The organism is Burkholderia metallica (assembly GCF_001718555.1).
GTDB lineage: Bacteria > Pseudomonadota > Gammaproteobacteria > Burkholderiales > Burkholderiaceae > Burkholderia > Burkholderia metallica.
In genome coordinates this window covers 704,607-720,357 of sequence record NZ_CP013402.1, presented here as the reverse complement: position 1 = coordinate 720,357, position 15,751 = coordinate 704,607, and the positions used below count along the sequence as shown (strand labels likewise).

The window sequence follows — 15,751 nt, the reverse complement described above, 5'->3', positions numbered from 1 at the left end:
CGCTCGGGCCACGGTGCCGGCGGCGCCGTTCGTCGAGTGAGGAGGATTCTTGCCGGATCGATGCGACGCGACAAACGGAATCTACGCACGCTATGCATGAGCGGAACGCATCCACGAGGTGACCGGTCGGTCGCATTCGACCAGTCGTCTAGTTCACGATGTGGTGCGCTCATGCGCGGGCGTCATGCAATGCGTTCGGAAAATTCGTTTGTCCGAAGCATCGACTCACAGAAGAATTGCAACCCGGCAGCGCGCCAGCGTCGCCGCGTCATCGTGCCGGGCAGGGTCCGGCCCAAGGAGAGCGTTTTGTCCGTCACCTCATCGCTTGTCGCCCGCCAGAAACCGGTTGCAGACATGAAGAGCCGTCCGAGCGGCGTCGTCTTCTCGCTGAAGCTGGCGGTCTACGTCGCGCTCATCGCGCACGGGATGCTGTTCGCGCTGTCGACGTATGTGATCCTGAAGATCTTCGGTATCCTGCTGATCGGTGCGATGTATGCGCACGGCGTCGAGCTGCAGCATCAGGCGCTGCACTACCAGGGGTTCCGGAGCAAGCGGCTGAACATCGTGTTCGGCGTGCTGCTCGGCATGCCGATGCTCGTGTCGTTCCATGCATACCAGGACAGCCACCTGCGCCATCACCGGCTGCTCGGCACGCCCGAGAACAAGGAGTTCTTCGACTACGGCGACCAGTACGGCGCGAGCCCGGTCGTCAATCTCGGCCTGTGGGCGTGGCGGCTGTCGATGGCCGCGCACTATCTCCAGTTCGCGAAGAACGTCGCGAAACTCGTCGTGCCGGGGGCGCGCTTCGGCGACAACCCGCTCGTGTCGCGTGCGATCCGCCGCGATCACCTGCTGATGGTCGCGGCGATCGCGCTGCTGGCCGGCGCGTCGGTCGCGCTGCACACGTGGTTCGCCGTATGGGTGTGGGTCGTGCCGCTCGTGTTCGTGGCCGCGCCCGTGCATGCGCTGGTCGAGATGCCCGAGCATTACCGCTGCGACCTGACGAGCACCGACCCGTTCCGTAACACGCGGACGATCGAGAGCAACGCATTCATGACGTGGTTCACGAACGGCAACAACTATCACGTCGAGCATCACATGATGCCGAACCTGCCGATCGAGCGGCTGCACGACCTGCACGGCGCGATCGCGCCGCGCATCCGCTATTACCACCGCACGTACCGGCAGTTCTATTCCGCGCTGCTGCGCGGCCGGCTGTCGCCGCGCACGGTGGACGACGACGCGGACGACCGTGTGCCCGACGCCGAAGCGGCGGCGCCGGCGTCTACGCAATCGGCATGACCGCGACGTGCGCGAACGCCCTTGAACGACGGTGACGACGATGCTCTATCCGGAATTATTCAGATCGCTGGAAGCGGTGCGCTGGGACATGGAGAAGGACATTCCGTGGGACAGGTTCGACGCCGCGCGGCTCACCGACGAGCAGGCCGAGACGATCAGGATGAACGCGATCACCGAGTGGTCGGCGTTGCCCGCGACGGAGATGTTCCTGCGCGACAACCGGCACGACAGCGATTTCTCCGCGTTCATGAGCGTGTGGTTCTTCGAAGAGCAGAAGCATTCGCTCGTGCTGATGGAATACCTGCGCCGCTTCAAGCCGGAAATGGTGCCGACCGAAGCGGAACTGCACGCGGTGCGCTTCGAGTTCGACCCGGCGCCGCCGCTCGAAACGCTGATGCTGCACTTCTGCGGCGAAATCCGCCTGAACCACTGGTACCGCTGCGCGGCCGACTGGCACACCGAGCCGGTCATCAAGCAGATCTACGAAACGATCTCGCGCGATGAAGCGCGCCATGGCGGCGCATACCTGCGCTATATGAAGAAGGCATTGAACGACTGCGGCGACGTCGCGCGTGCGGCGTTCGCGAAGATCGGCGTGCTGATGGCGTCGGCGCGCCGCACCGAGAAGCCGCTGCACCCGACCAACCTGCACGTGAACCAGGCGCTGTTCCCGCGCGACACCGTGCAGTCGCGCCTGCCCGATCCGGAGTGGCTCGAGCGCTGGCTCGACGAGCAGATCCGCTTCGACGGCGAGTGGGAAAAGAAGGTCGTCGAACGCATCCTGCACAACCTGTCGATCCTGTTCGAGCGCACGTTCGCGACCGCGCAGGAATTGAATCGCTACCGCCGCGAGGTGACCGCGCGATCCCAGTGCGTGGCGGACGGCGTAGTGGACAGCGCATAGTTGATATGCGTGCTGTCCAGCAATGAAGGAACCGATTCCAGATGCATGCATTCAGGTCGCCGATACGGTCGACCGAATAAGCAATGCCGGAAACAATTGATTCGTCAATTTACGGGAATTGCACGATGCAATTCAATTTCATGCGTTTAGTATATTTTCATAAACATGAGTTTACGGATTTGAATTGCAATGCGCGAGTGCGTTGGCGCGTGGTTTCTTTTCGCAATCCGGGAAGTTAAAATATTTGTCGGGGAATTGAAATTGTATTGTAGGTATCGTCGAATAGCGCCGTTACAACGTCGAAACAGACGTCGCAGCGTCGATTTGCGCCCGAAATCCTCTGTTTTAACGCGCCGTTGTCGATCATCATCGCGATCATTCACGCCACGCATTTATTTACAAAATCACAACTTCATAATGCCAATGTAAGCATATCGTGCCGATGAAAATCGATAGATAAATACAAGTGTCACGATTGAAAATAAGAATGATCCGCATCCATGCTTCAATATAAAATCGTTTCCGAATCCAAATAGGAGGGACGATTCAGGGAGACGAGCGGCGATTTGCCTGGTGGGTGCAACTTTGAGGCGGCGGTATGGCTAATGTGAGATTGGCAAAGCGATTGAGAAGTATGCCTTCGCTGGATTTCCTGAGAGGCTTCGAATGCGCGGCGCGTCATTTGAGCTTTACGCGTGCCGGGCAGGAACTGAACGTCACGCAATCCGCCGTGAGTCGGCAAGTCAAGGCGCTCGAGGAGCAGCTCCGGATCGAGCTCTTTCACCGGCACATTCGTTCGCTGACGCTGACCGACAAGGGGCGTGAGCTGTACGACGCGATCTCGTTCGCGCTGTCCGACCTGGAATCGGTGATCGGCAAGCTGTCGTCGAGCGTGGGCCAGCGTTCGATCTCGTTGTCGACCACGGTCTCGTTCGCGGCGCTGTGGCTGATTCCGCGCCTCGGCTCGTTCCGCGCGAGCTATCCCGACATCGACGTGCGCGTGTCGGCCACCAGCGAAATTGAAGATCTTAAACGCAAACGTTTGCACCTGGCCGTGCGATATGCAGGGCCGTATACGTCGACGGACGATACCGACGTATTGTTTCGCGAACGTGTCGTGGCGGTGTGCAGCCCGAGCCTGCTGGCGGCGACAGGCGACGCCGCGTCGATGAAGCCGGCGGATCTCGACAAGCACGTGCTGCTGCATCTCGACGATCCGCGCGGCGAGTGGCCGTGGCACGGCTGGAGCCATCTGCTGAAGGAACTCGGCGTGCCGCGCCTGCGGCCGGCCGGCGCGCTGCATTTCAGCCAGTACGACCAGCTGGTGCAGGCGGCGGTCGACGGCCACGGCATCGCGATCGGGCGGCGGCCGCTGGTCGACGGGCTGCTGAAGCAGGGCCGGCTCGTAGAGCTGTTCCCGCACTGCACGGTCGCATCGGGCAGCTACGTGCTCGTGCAGAACCCGGATGCGTGCAACGAGTTCGATATCGCGGTGCTGACCAACTGGCTGCTCGAACAGGCGGATCATCCGCTCGCGTCGGGCCAGGAAGCGGCGGGCAGCAACGTGCTGCCGATGTTGCGCGTCGGGTAGCACGGGCGCGCCGTCGCGGCGAAGGTGTCGCGCCCGCCGATGAGTACCGGCATCACACCCGTTCGCTGACCGGCGTGAACTTGCGGTTCCGCCCGCGTGCGTCGTCGGCGCTGCCGCGAACGAGGCTCAGCGCTTCCGCGCGGCTCGCCACGCACGGCGCCGAGCCGGGCAGCGGCTGGCGTGCGGTCTCGCGCAGCGCGAGCACCGACACGATGCCGATGAACGATGCGCCCATCAGGTAGTACGCGGGCATCATCAGGTCGCCAGTGCGATCGACGAGCCATGCGGTGACGAGCGGCGTCGTGCCGCCGAACAGCGACACCGACACGTTGAAGCCGATCGCGAGCGCGCCGTAGCGGATTCGCGTGGGGAACAGCGCGGGCAGCGCCGACGGCATCACGCCGGTGAACGTCGACAGCAGGACGCCGTAGATCAGCATCCCGCCGAACACCGGCAGCATGCCGCCGGTGCGGATCAGCATCAGCGCCGGCACCGCGAGCACGAGCAGGCCCACGCAGCCGGCCATCATCACAGGCTTGCGGCCGACCTGGTCCGACAGGTGCCCGGCATAGAGCGTCATCGGCATCATCAGCACCATCACGAGCAGCACGAGGAACAGGCCGTGCGATTCGCGAAAGTGCAGCGTCGCCGACAGGTAGCTCGGCAGGTACGACAGCGCCATGTAGTCGGTCACGTTGAAGATCAGCACGAGGCCGACGCATTGCAGCAGCGGCTTCCACTGTTCGGCGAGCAGCGTCGCGAAGCGCTGCTTCGGCCGCGTGCGTTCGTCCGCTTCGCGTGCTTCGGCCTCCTTCTTGAACGCGGGCGTTTCCTCGAGTTTCAGCCGGACATAGAGGCCCACGAGACCGAGCGGGCCGGCGATGAAGAACGGTACGCGCCAGCCCCACGACAGCAGCGCTTCCTGCGACAGCGTGGCCGTCAACAGCGCGACCGTGGCCGCGCCGAGCGTATAGCCGATCAGCGTGCCGAACTCGAGGAAGCTGCCCATGAAGCCGCGGCGCCTGTCGGTTGCGAATTCGGCGATGAAGGTGGCTGCGCCGCCGTATTCGCCGCCGGTCGAGAAGCCCTGCACGAGCCGCGCGACGAGCAGCAGTACCGGCGCCATGATGCCGATCGACGCGTAGCTCGGGATCAGGCCGATCGCGAACGTGCCGGCGGCCATCATGATCATCGTGGCGGCGAGCACGCGCTGGCGGCCGATGCGGTCGCCGAGCGGGCCGAACACCATGCCGCCGAGCGGGCGCACGAGGAACGCGGCCGCGAACGTGCCGAAGGTGGCGAGCAACTGCGCGGACGGGCTGCTGGACGGGAAGAACACCTTGCCGAGCGTGACGGCGATGTAGCTGTAGACGCCGAAGTCGAACCATTCCATCGCATTGCCGATGGCCATGGCGCCGACCGCGCGCTTGAGGACGGCGGGGTCGACGATCGTGATGTCGTCCAGCTTGACGGACTGGCGCGAAGACCGGGCTTTCGCGGGGTGCGCTTGCGACGGGCTCAATGAACTCTCCTGGAATGGCCTGGGCAGCCGGCCGGGCGCGAATGCGAAAGGGCGGTCGCGTCGGGGGCGGCGAAGGCGGATGTCTCGGATGCGTCGATGCCGGTGGCGTGACGCGCGCGGCGGACGACACCGGTCAGGTATGTGGTGCGAACCAGTTTAGAGAATCGGGGACGAGCGGCTATCGGTCATGCGCCTGGAACCCGGTGGTAAACGACACGCGCGGGAGCGGCGCCGATTGCGCGCCGTCGACGCAGGCGCGGCGTGGACGGTCATTTTGCCGCGCGGCGGCTCGCGGACGCGAGCAACGCCACGAACGCCGCTTCGTCCACGCGCAGCCCGCGCGGCGTGCGCATCACCGCGAGCGTCGCCAGCATGCCCGCTTCGAACGCGTCGAGCACCGCCGGATGAATGTAGCAGCGCCGGCACACGGCCGGCGTGTTGCGCAGCAGGTCGGCCACCGCGCGCACGGTCTCGACGATCTGCTTGCGCGCGTGCGTGACGCCGCGATGCGGCGCGCGCCGCAGCAACGCGAGCGCATGCACGCTGCCGGCCCACGTCCGGTAATCCTTCGCGGTGAAATCGGTGCCGCTTGCCGCGCGCAGGTAGTCGTTCACGTCGGACGAGCCGACCGCGTGGCGCGCGCCGTCGTCGTCGACATACTGGAACAGCTCGTGGCCGGGTAGCTCGGCGCAGCGCCGTACGATCCGCGCGACCCGGGCGTCGTCGACCGTCACGTCGTGCTCGATGCCGCTCTTGCCGGCGAAGCGCAGGCGCACCTGGCCGGCTCGGAGCTTCACGTGACGCTTGCGCAGCGTGGTCAATCCGTACGACGCGTTGTCGCGCGCGTATTCCGCATTGCCGATCCGGGCGAGCGTCGTGTCGAGCAGGCGGACGATCGTCGCGACGATCTTGTCGCGCGGCATGCCCGGCAACGCGAGATCGCGCGCGACGCGGGCGCGGATACGCGGTAGCGCGCGTGCGAAGGCCGCCATCCGCGCGTACTTGTTCGCGTCGCGCGTCGCCCGCCACTGCGGGTGGTAGCGGTACTGCTTGCGCCCGCGCGCGTCGCGGCCCGTCGCCTGCAGGTGGCCGAGCGGATCCATGCAGATCCACACGTCGGTATAGGCGGGCGGGATCGCGAGCGCGTTGATCCGGGCGATTTCGTCGGCGTCGCGGATCCGTGAACCGTCCTGCCGGTAGTACGCGAAGCCATTGCGCAGGCGGCGGCGCGTGTAGCCGGGGCGGCTATCGTCGACGTGGCGCAGCGCCGCAGCCGCCTGCGGGCCGGGCTGGCCCGCCCGGGTCCGCGGCGGCGCGGCGGTGGACGCGTGTTTTTTCATGCTGCAGTGCGACGTTCGGCCAAGGGGGATGTGCGCAGCGATCTGCGCTCGCGTGCGGCGGGCATCGTCGTTCTCCTTTTTGCGGGCGGGCCGCTTCGGGTCGCGAGCGGTTGTGTCCTGCGCGAGCAAGATTCGTGCGCCGGCGACGGAAGCGGTTGCCCGAGGCCGCAATCCCCGCCCCGCGGGCTTCGCCCTGTGTTTAGGTGTTTATACGTATGCCGAATCCGATATCGCCTCAATCCAATATTTCATTAGAAGGTTATCGGACTTGTTTCTAGACTGATGCGGGGTCTACAGACCGGGCCGGCGCGAAGCCCGCGGCCGGTGCATAGCCCCGACCCGCGTCCGCGCCACGCAGAAACACAACAGCGCCGCGGCAGACAACGACATCATCGGAGACGGACCATGACATTCATCAGGAAGCTCGCGGCCGGCACGCTCGTCGCCGCGGCGACGGTGCTGGCAGGCGGCGCGCACGCGCAGCAGAAGCCGATCACGCTCGGGTTCTCGCAGGTCGGCGCGGAAAGCGCGTGGCGCACCGCGAACACCGTGTCGGTGAAAAGCGCGGCCAAGGACGCCGGCATCAACCTGAAATTCTCGGATGCGCAGCAGAAGCAGGAAAACCAGATCCGCGCGATCCGCTCGTTCATTGCGCAGAAGGTCGACGTGATCGCGTTTTCGCCGGTCGTCGAATCGGGCTGGGAGCCGGTGCTGACCGAAGCGAAGGCCGCGCACATCCCGGTGATCCTGACCGACCGCGCGGTCGACGTGAAGGACCCGTCGCTGTACGTGACGATGATCGGCTCCGACTTCCTCGAGGAAGGGCGGCGCGCGGGCCACTGGATGGAAGAGCGTTACAAGAACGACCCGGGCCCGATCAACATCGTCGAGCTGCAGGGCACGGTCGGTTCCGCGCCGGCCAACGATCGCCGGGCGGGCCTGCTCGAAGTGATCAAGAGCAATCCTAAATTCAAGGTGATCGCGTCGCAGAGCGGCGACTTCACGCTGGCCGGCGGCAAGCAGGTGATGGAAGCGTTCGCGAAGACCTACGGCAAGCAGATCAACGTCGTCTATGCACACAACGACGACATGGCGCTCGGCGCGATCCAGGCGATGGAGGAAGCGGGGATCAAGCCCGGCAAGGACGTGAGCGTCGTGTCGTTCGACGCGACGAAGGGCGGCTTCCAGGCGATGGTCGCCGGCAAGATCAACGTCGACGTCGAATGCAGCCCGCTGCTCGGCCCGCAGCTGATGAGCGCGGTGAAGGACGTCGTCGCCGGCAAGCCGCTGCCCAAGCGCATCGTGACGAACGAGACCGTGTTCCCGATGAACGTCGCGGCGCAGGTGCTGCCGACCCGGAAGTACTGACCTGTTCGCGTGGACGGCGGCACGGCAGCCGCCGCCAGGCGACGCTTCGACGGAGGAGGCATGGAGAGTTCGCCGGTGGTCGAGATGATCGGTATCGACAAGGCGTTTCCGGGTGTCAACGCGTTGCAACGCGTGGACTTCCGGCTGTTTCCGGGCGAGATCCACGCGCTGATGGGCCAGAACGGCGCCGGCAAGTCGACGCTGATCAACGTGCTCACCGGCGTGCATGCGCACGATGCGGGCGAGATTCGCGTCGGCGGCCGGCCGGTGCGCTTCGCCGCGCCGCGTGAGGCCGAGGCGGCGGGGATCCAGACGCTCTATCAGGAAGTGAACCTGTGCGCGAACCTGTCGGTCGCCGAGAACATCTTCGCGGGCCGGCAGCCGATGCGGCGCGGCGCGATCGACTGGAAGGCGATCCATGCGCGCGCACGCGCGGCGCTCGCCGAACTCGACCTGTCGCTCGACGTCACGCGCTCGCTCGACGCGTATCCGATCGCCGTGCAGCAGATGGTCGCGATTGCGCGCGCGGTGTCGGTCGATGCGCGCGTGCTGATCCTCGACGAACCGACGTCGAGCCTCGACGACGGTGAAGTCGCGCGGCTGTTCGACGTGCTGCGCCGGCTGAAGGCGTCGGGCATCGCGATCCTGTTCGTCACGCACTTTCTCGAACAGACCTATGCGGTGTCCGACCGGATCACCGTGATGCGCAACGGCGAGCGCGAAGGCGAGTACCTCGCGCGCGATTTGCCGGTCGATGCGCTGGTCGCGAAGATGACCGGCCGCGAGCCGATGTCCGGCACGCTGCAGGCCGGCGCGGCGGCCGTGCGGCGCGACGTCGGTGCGGCCGCGCCGTTCCTGTCGATGCAGCAGGTCGGCCGGCGCGGGATGATCAGCCCGCTCGACCTCGACGTGCGGCCCGGCGAGATCGTCGGGCTGGCCGGGTTGCTCGGCTCGGGGCGCACGGAGACCGCGCGGCTGGCCTTCGCGGCCGAGCGCGGCGACACCGGCGCGATCGAGATCGACGGCGCCCGCGCGCGGCTCGCGTCGCCGCACGACGCGGTCCGCAACGGCATCGCGTACTGCCCGGAGGATCGCAAGAAGGAGGGCATCGTCGCCGCGCTGTCGATCCGCGAGAACATCGTGCTCGCGCTGCAGGCCCGGCGCGGCTGGTGGCGGCTGATCGGCCGCGCGCGCCAGCGTGCGCTCGCCGACGACTACATCGCGCGGCTCGGCATCAAGGCGCGCGACGCGGAGCAGCCGATCGGGCTGCTGTCCGGCGGCAACCAGCAGAAGGTGCTGCTCGCACGCTGGCTCGCGACGGAACCGAAGCTGCTGATCCTCGACGAGCCGACGCGCGGCATCGACGTCGCCGCGAAGTTCGACATCATGGAGCGCGTGCTCGCGCTGTGCGCGCAGGGGCTCGCGATCCTGTTCATCTCGTCCGAGATCAGCGAGGTGGTGCGCGTGAGCCACCGGATCGCGGTGCTGCGCGACCGCCGCAAGGTCGCGGAATTGTCGGGCGCCGATGCGTCCGAGGAGCAGGTTTACCAATTGATCGCGGGAGGCCGGCCATGATGCGGTTGCGCATGCTGTTTCGTCATTCGCTCGCGTGGCCGCTGCTGACGCTCGCGCTGCTGTTTGCGCTGGACGTCGCGCATCGCCCGGGCTTCCTGTCGATCGCGCTGCTCGACGGCCACCTGTTCGGCGCGCCGATCGACATCCTCAATCGCGCGGCGCCGCTCGTGATCGTGTCGCTCGGCATGACGCTCGTGATCGCGACGCGCGGGATCGACATCTCGGTCGGCGCGATCGTCGCGATCGCCGGCGCGGCGGCCGCGATCGTGCTCGATGCGGACCCGTCTCGGGTCGGCGCCGCGCTGGCCGCCGCGCTCGGCGTCGGGCTGCTGGCCGGCGCGTGGAACGGGCTGCTCGTCGCGTTCGTCGGGATGCAGCCGATCATCGCGACGCTGATCCTGATGGTGGCCGGGCGCGGCGTCGCGCAACTGCTGACGGGCGGCCAGATCATCCCGATCGGCGCGCCGGGCTACCTGATGCTCGGCGGCGGTTATGTCGCGACCGTGCCCTGCGCGGTGTGGATCGCGCTCGCGACGATCGCCGCGACGGCGCTGCTGGTGAACCGCACGGCGCTCGGGCTGTTCATTCGTGCGATCGGCGTGAATCCGGTTGCGACGCGGCTCGTCGGGCTGCGCTCGGGCGCGGTCGTGTTCGGCGTGTATCTGTGTTGCGGCGTGATGTCGGCGCTCGCCGGCATCCTCGCGAGCTCGAACGTGCGCAGCGCGGACGGCAACAACGCGGGGCTGCTGCTCGAACTCGACGCGATCCTCGCGGTGACGCTCGGCGGCACGTCGCTGCTCGGCGGCCGCTTCAGCCTCGCGGGCTCGGTGCTCGGCGCGCTGATCATCCAGACGCTCACCTACACGACCTATTCGATCGGCGTGCCGCCGGAGGCGACGCTCGTCGTCAAGGCGGTCGTCGTGATCGTCGTGACGCTGATCCAGTCGGACGCGGCGCGTGCGCTGCTGGTCCGGCACGCGTCGCGGCTGCTGCCTTCCGCGCGTTCGCGCGCCACTACCGGAGCGACGCCGAGATGACCCGTTTCCTTGGCCGCCTTGCCGACCCGCGCACGCTGCCGATCGTCGTGACGATCGTGCTGTTCGTCGCGCTGTTCGGCTTCGGGTCCGTGATGTACACGGGCTTTTTCTCGATGCAGGTGCTGACCGGGCTGCTCGTCGACAACGCGTTCCTGCTGATCGTCGCGATCGGGATGACGTTCGTGATCGTATCGGGCGGCATCGACCTGTCGGTGGGCTCCGTCGTCGCGCTGACGACGATCTTCTGCGCGGTCGGCGCCGAGCGGCTGCACTGGCCCGTGTGGGTGATCGTGCCGCTGGTGCTCGCGTTCGGCGCGCTGTACGGCGCGGCGATGGGCGCACTGATCCACTACTTCCGGCTGCAGCCGTTCATCGTCACGCTCGCCGGGATGTTTCTCGCGCGCGGCGCCTGTTTCCTGATCACGACGCAGTCGATCACGATCAACGAGCCGGCGTTCCATGCGATTGCCGGCATCAGCGTGCCGGTCGGCGGCGGCATGCTGAGCGCGGGCGCGCTGATCGCGCTCGCGACGCTGGCCGTCGCGATCTACGTCGCGCATTTCACGCGCTTCGGCCGCAACGTGTATGCGGTCGGCGGCAACGAACGCTCGGCGCTGCTGATGGGGCTGCCGGTCGCGCGCACGAAAATCGGCGTCTATGCGCTGAGCGGCTTCTGTTCGGCGCTCGGCGGCGTGGTGTTCACGCTGTACGTGCTGTCGGGTTACGGGCTGCAGGCGCAGGGCATGGAGCTCGACGCGATCGCCGCGACCGTGATCGGCGGCACGCTGCTGACGGGCGGCGTGGGCTACGTGATCGGTTCGGTGTTCGGCGTCGGCATCCTCGGCACGATCCAGGTGCTGATCACGTTCGACGGCACGCTGAGTTCGTGGTGGACGCGGATCGTGATCGGCGCGCTGCTGTGCGTGTTCTGCGTGCTGCAACGGGTCATCGAGCGGCACGCGACGCGGCGCCGCGCCGGCGGCACGGGGCTCGGCGCGCGGCGGCCGGCACGCGATGCCGCACCCGTGCGGCCCGCACCGCCCGAGGAAGACGTCGCACTGGTCTCGTCGATGCGGCGGTCGTCGTGACACCAACCGGCTGGCGCGACGAGAGCGGGATGACGCGCGAGAACGTGACGGCGGCCGCGGCCCACGTGTCCGCCGCCGAGCCCGGCCGGCGGCCGCTGCTCGATCTGGGCGACGCGCGCGATCGCCGGATCGGGGCCGATGCATTGCGGGCGCTGCTGCGCGAACGCTCGGAAGCGCTGGCGTTCGCGATTCGCGTGGCCGACGAGCAGGGCCGCCCGCGCCAGGATGCCGGCGAATTCGGGTTGACCGACATCATGCGCTTGGCCCGCGTCGTCGAGCGGGCCGAGCGGCATCGCGCGCGAGACGAGGTGGCGTGATCGACAGCGCGCGCACGCCGGTGTGTGCGTGTGCCCGTTCCCGTGCCGTCAGGCCCGCCCGGCCGCGTCCGCCTCGGTGTCGAACAATTCGTCCGGCACGCGCGTCCGCTTGAGCGAACCGGCCAGTTTTTCGATCGCGGGCAGGTCGAGCGCATCGAGGTGCTCGCGCATCGTCCGCACGAACGGCGCATGGTCCGGCTCGTCCGCATACCGGCCGAGCCATTCCTCGATATCGGTCAGCCGGCCTTCGCCGGCGAGCACGATCAGCTCGGCGAGCGCGTCGGCGCTCGGGCAGCGCATCGCGGGCACGACGATCTCCGGCACGTCGCCGTCGGGCTGAAACCGCCTGATAAGCCCCGACGCCGGCGCGAGCGCATGGCCGAGGGCGGGCGCGACGACCGGGAACGAGAACGAGGTGCCGACGCCCGGCTGGCTGGTGACGGCCAGCTCGCCGCCCATCGCGGCGACGATGCGCTGCGCGATGAACAGGCCGAGCCCGGTGCCGCCGTTGACGGCCTGCACCTGCTGGTACGCGCGGAAGATGTCGGTGGTCGCGGTGATGTCGATTCCGATGCCCGTATCGGCGACCTCGAACAGCAGGCGCCACGTGTCGTCGCTGTCGCGCGATGCATGCACCGACAGCGTGACCGTGCCGTCGCGCGTGAATTTCGATGCATTGGACAGCAGGTTCAGCAGCACCTGCTGCAACCGGATGCCGTCGATCAGCACCGTACGCGGCAGCGCCGTGAGGGGCCGGTAGACGAACCGGTTGTCCTGCTGCGCGCACAGCGCGACCGCGTAGTGGCCGATGTCGTCCAGCAGCGCAGGCAGGTCGGTGCGGTCGGGCGCGACGCCGAGCGGCTGGAGTTCGGCCTTCGTGAACGCGAGCAATTCGTCGATCAGCGTGAGCTGGTAGCGGATGCTGCGGTCGATCGACCGGATCAGCCGCGCCTGGCTGCGCGTCGCGCCTTGCAGCAGCAACTTCGCGTAGCCGTTGATCGTCGACAGCGGCGCGCGCAGGTCGTGGCTGACATAGCCGAGCGTCTCGATCTTCTGCAGCATGTGCGTCTTCGACTGCTGCAACGCGTCGTTGAGCGCCACCGTGCGCCGCGCGACTTCGTCGCGCAGGCGATCCTGCTCGGTGAGCTGCCAGTGTTCGAGCCGCTTGCGCGCCTCGGTGCGCTGGCGGCCCACGTGGTCGATCCATGCGGCCAGCACCAGCAGGTGCGTCGCGAGGCCGACGATGGCGATGACGGGGTTCGGATAGAAATCGGATTTCAGCCAGAGCAGCCACGCCGGCGTCGCGCTCATGCCGTCGAGCATCCGCAGCAGGATGTTGAAGCTCGCGAACGTGACGGCGAGCAGCATCACGCGGCTCGTCGGCGTGCGGCGGATCACGAGCATCAGCGCGAGGCCGATGTTCACGAACCCCAGCGCCGTGTTCAGCCGCAGGCAGAACCACGTGAACGTCAGCAGGTCGCCGAATGCCGCGCCGGTCATGCCGACGCATTCGAGTGCGAGGAACGCGACGTAGACCGTGCGCATCGGCATGCCGGCCTTCTCGCGGCGCGCAATCATCAGGATGAAGACGATGAAGCACGCGATCGCCAGATACGCGAAGATCACTTCGCCGCGCGCCGACCACGCGTAGGCGCCGGGCCACAGATACATCACGGTATAGCCGCGGTAAGTCGCCTCGAACAGCGTCGTGCTCAGGGCCAGCGCCGCGAGCACGACGAACAGGCGGCTGCGCGAAAAGAACCCGATCAGCAGCGCGCACCACACGAGCGCGAGCAGGCCGCCGAAGAAGCCGAAGTTCCACATCGCGGCGCGCAGTTCGTGTGCGTTCCACGCATCGCGGGTGAACGCGGTCGGTTCGAGCCGCATTTCCTTGCGCGACGTGATGCGGATCAGCACGGGCAGCCGTTCGCCCGCTCGTAGCGTCGCGTCGAGCACCGGATAGCGGGAGACCGGCGGATTCGCGTTGCCGCCCTCCGCCGGGAATCGGCCGGCGAGCGTCCACGCGCCGCCGCGATCGACATAGAAGTCCGCGCGGTCGACGCGTGCGTCGCGAATCGCGAGCACCAGCGCGCGCTCGACGGTGTCGAGATTGGCGAGCGTCGCGCCCACCCACCACGCCGAGCGGGAAAACTCGACGTTGAAAGCCGGTTCCGCTGCCGCGGGGGCGTCGCGGCGCGAGCGTTCGAGCCGCGCGGCCACGTCGCCGGCGGACATCGCCGCGCCCGGATCCTCGACGATCGACACCGCTTCCACGCGCGCGGTTTGCGCGGAGGGTGCCGTCGCGTCGACGCGGGGCGCCGCGCGCGCGGCCACCAGTGCCACCAGCAGCGGCAGGATGGCGAGCCAGCCGGATGCGCGACGCCTATGCATCGCGCGGGTGTTCATGCGACGGCGGCGGCGCGTCGGGTGTCGGGCGCTGCCGCCGCCAGTCGGACGGCGTGATGCCGAAACGTTCGCGAAACGCGGTCGCGAAATTGCCCGGCGTCGAAAAGCCGATCTCCTCGGCGATGTCGCCGATGCCCATCGACGTTTCCGCGAGAAAGTGCTTCGCCGCCCGCAGCCGCGTATCGCGCAGATATTCGAACACGGACTGGCCCAGGTGATCGCGGAACACGCGGGACAGTCGCTTCTCGTGCGTGCCGACCTGCCGCGCGAGTTCGTCGAGCGCCGGCGGATGGCGCAGCTCGCGCAGCAGGATCTCGCTGGCCGCGCGCACCAGCGCGGCGTCGGGGTGATCGGGCAGTTCGGGCAGGTGCGCGAACGGCGGGCTGCGCCGCGCGCGCTTCAGGTGGTTGCGGATGCGGGCGATCACCTCGGCCGGTTCGAACGGCTTCACGATGTAGTCGAGCGCGCCCGTTTCGAGCCCCGCGATCCGGTCCTCGAGATCGCCCGCGGCCGTCAGGATGATGACGGGAATGTTCTGCGTCGACGGCGTGGACGCCAGCAGCCGGCACGCGGCGAAACCGTCCATGCGCGGCATCCTCACATCCATCAGGATCAGGTCGGGCGCGATAGCCTGCGCGCGGTGATAGGCCTGCAGGCCGTCGAATGCGACGCTGATCCGGCACTGCGCGACACGCAGGATTTCCGTCAGGAGCCGCAGGTCGTTCGGGCGGTCGTCTACGACGAGAATGTGTGCGCCAGCGAGATCCGGTGTGGCGCGAGGCAACGCCGAACTGGACGAGCGGGATGACATGGTTGCGAAGGCTGAGGGGGTAGGCCGGGGGGCGGACTCGCTGCATCGTTGTGCGCGATTGTTGCAAAAAATTATAAGTCGACAAAGACCCCGACGGTGGGATTCCGTGCGGCGCGTATGGACATGTTTGACAGCGCGACGATCCGGTGGCGATCGCTTCCCCGGACGGCGGAAAAGGAGTCGGCAAAAAATTCCGGATTCGATATTAAATACCGGCCTTTATTGCCGATCAAATGACACGGCCATGAAATTGGCCCGGATGATGAATTGGCGTTCTTTTTGTAGAAATGTGATCGGTGCAGGAATTCATCGATTTCGTCAATTCGTTTTGCCGGAGATTAAGATTTTATTTATATCCGGTTAAAACTACTTTCACATTTATCGAGGAGGGCGACGGCGAATCGTATGAATGTAAATAACTTCCGCTCCAGAAAACAATTTGTCCGCTTCGGAAAAGGTTCGATCCGGAGAAGCCCGGCACACTTGGCGC

Annotated in this window: 12 protein-coding genes; 8 read left to right on the top strand and 4 right to left on the bottom strand. The window is 66.9% G+C overall.

Annotated elements, in window-relative coordinates:
- Positions 1-354: 354 nt before the first annotated feature.
- From WJ16_RS19055 to WJ16_RS19045, 3 genes are all read left to right on the top strand, one after another.
- Positions 355-1,302 (top strand): fatty acid desaturase family protein, encoded by a 948-nt coding sequence (locus WJ16_RS19055; protein WP_069258602.1) that lies wholly within the window; start codon positions 355-357, stop codon positions 1,300-1,302.
- 31 nt (positions 1,303-1,333) lie between these two features.
- Entirely contained in the window at positions 1,334-2,206 is an 873-nt protein-coding gene (locus WJ16_RS19050; protein ID WP_069258601.1) for a ferritin family protein, read from the top strand.
- 598 nt (positions 2,207-2,804) lie between these two features.
- Entirely contained in the window at positions 2,805-3,797 is a 993-nt protein-coding gene (locus WJ16_RS19045) for a LysR substrate-binding domain-containing protein (protein WP_069258600.1), read from the top strand.
- A 52-nt stretch (positions 3,798-3,849) separates the two neighbouring features.
- On the opposite strand, the gene proP is transcribed toward WJ16_RS19045, so the two are convergent.
- Together proP and WJ16_RS19035 are read right to left on the bottom strand one after the other, a co-directional pair.
- Positions 3,850-5,319, bottom strand: a complete 1,470-nt coding sequence (gene proP / locus WJ16_RS19040; protein ID WP_069258599.1) for a glycine betaine/L-proline transporter ProP — start codon at positions 5,317-5,319, stop codon at positions 3,850-3,852.
- Positions 5,320-5,588: 269 nt separating this feature from the next.
- Positions 5,589-6,659 carry a DNA topoisomerase IB gene (locus WJ16_RS19035; protein ID WP_236858247.1) on the bottom strand — a complete coding sequence of 357 codons (1,071 nt, stop codon included), beginning with the start codon at positions 6,657-6,659 and terminating at the stop codon, positions 5,589-5,591.
- Positions 6,660-7,064: 405 nt separating this feature from the next.
- Here WJ16_RS19035 and WJ16_RS19030 point away from each other — a divergent pair, with 405 nt between their 5' ends.
- From WJ16_RS19030 to WJ16_RS19010, 5 genes are read left to right on the top strand one after another with little or no spacing between them, the layout of a single operon-like run.
- Positions 7,065-8,027, top strand: a complete 963-nt coding sequence (locus WJ16_RS19030; protein WP_069258598.1) for an ABC transporter substrate-binding protein — start codon at positions 7,065-7,067, stop codon at positions 8,025-8,027.
- 60 nt (positions 8,028-8,087) lie between these two features.
- Positions 8,088-9,602 carry a sugar ABC transporter ATP-binding protein gene (locus tag WJ16_RS19025; RefSeq protein WP_069258597.1) on the top strand — a complete coding sequence of 505 codons (1,515 nt, stop codon included), beginning with the start codon at positions 8,088-8,090 and terminating at the stop codon, positions 9,600-9,602.
- A complete protein-coding gene (locus WJ16_RS19020; RefSeq protein WP_069258596.1) occupies positions 9,599-10,639 on the top strand; it encodes an ABC transporter permease in 1,041 nt (346 codons plus the stop codon). Before WJ16_RS19025 ends, WJ16_RS19020 begins: the two co-directional genes overlap by 4 nt.
- Entirely contained in the window at positions 10,636-11,727 is a 1,092-nt protein-coding gene (yjfF, locus tag WJ16_RS19015) for a galactofuranose ABC transporter, permease protein YjfF (RefSeq protein ID WP_069258595.1), read from the top strand. Before WJ16_RS19020 ends, yjfF begins: the two co-directional genes overlap by 4 nt.
- 29 nt (positions 11,728-11,756) lie before the next feature.
- The gene (locus WJ16_RS19010; protein ID WP_069258594.1) at positions 11,757-12,044 is read left to right on the top strand and encodes a hypothetical protein; all 288 of its coding nucleotides are present in this window, start codon (positions 11,757-11,759) and stop codon (positions 12,042-12,044) included.
- A gap of 48 nt (positions 12,045-12,092) precedes the next feature.
- Here WJ16_RS19010 and WJ16_RS19005 read toward each other — a convergent pair whose 3' ends face one another.
- Both WJ16_RS19005 and WJ16_RS19000 read right to left on the bottom strand, forming a co-directional pair.
- Positions 12,093-14,435 carry a sensor histidine kinase gene (locus WJ16_RS19005; protein WP_069258811.1) on the bottom strand — a complete coding sequence of 781 codons (2,343 nt, stop codon included), beginning with the start codon at positions 14,433-14,435 and terminating at the stop codon, positions 12,093-12,095.
- A complete protein-coding gene (locus tag WJ16_RS19000; protein WP_069258593.1) occupies positions 14,428-15,261 on the bottom strand; it encodes a response regulator transcription factor in 834 nt (277 codons plus the stop codon). The genes WJ16_RS19005 and WJ16_RS19000 overlap by 8 nt, the downstream gene beginning before the upstream one ends.
- Positions 15,262-15,751: the final 490 nt, after the last annotated feature.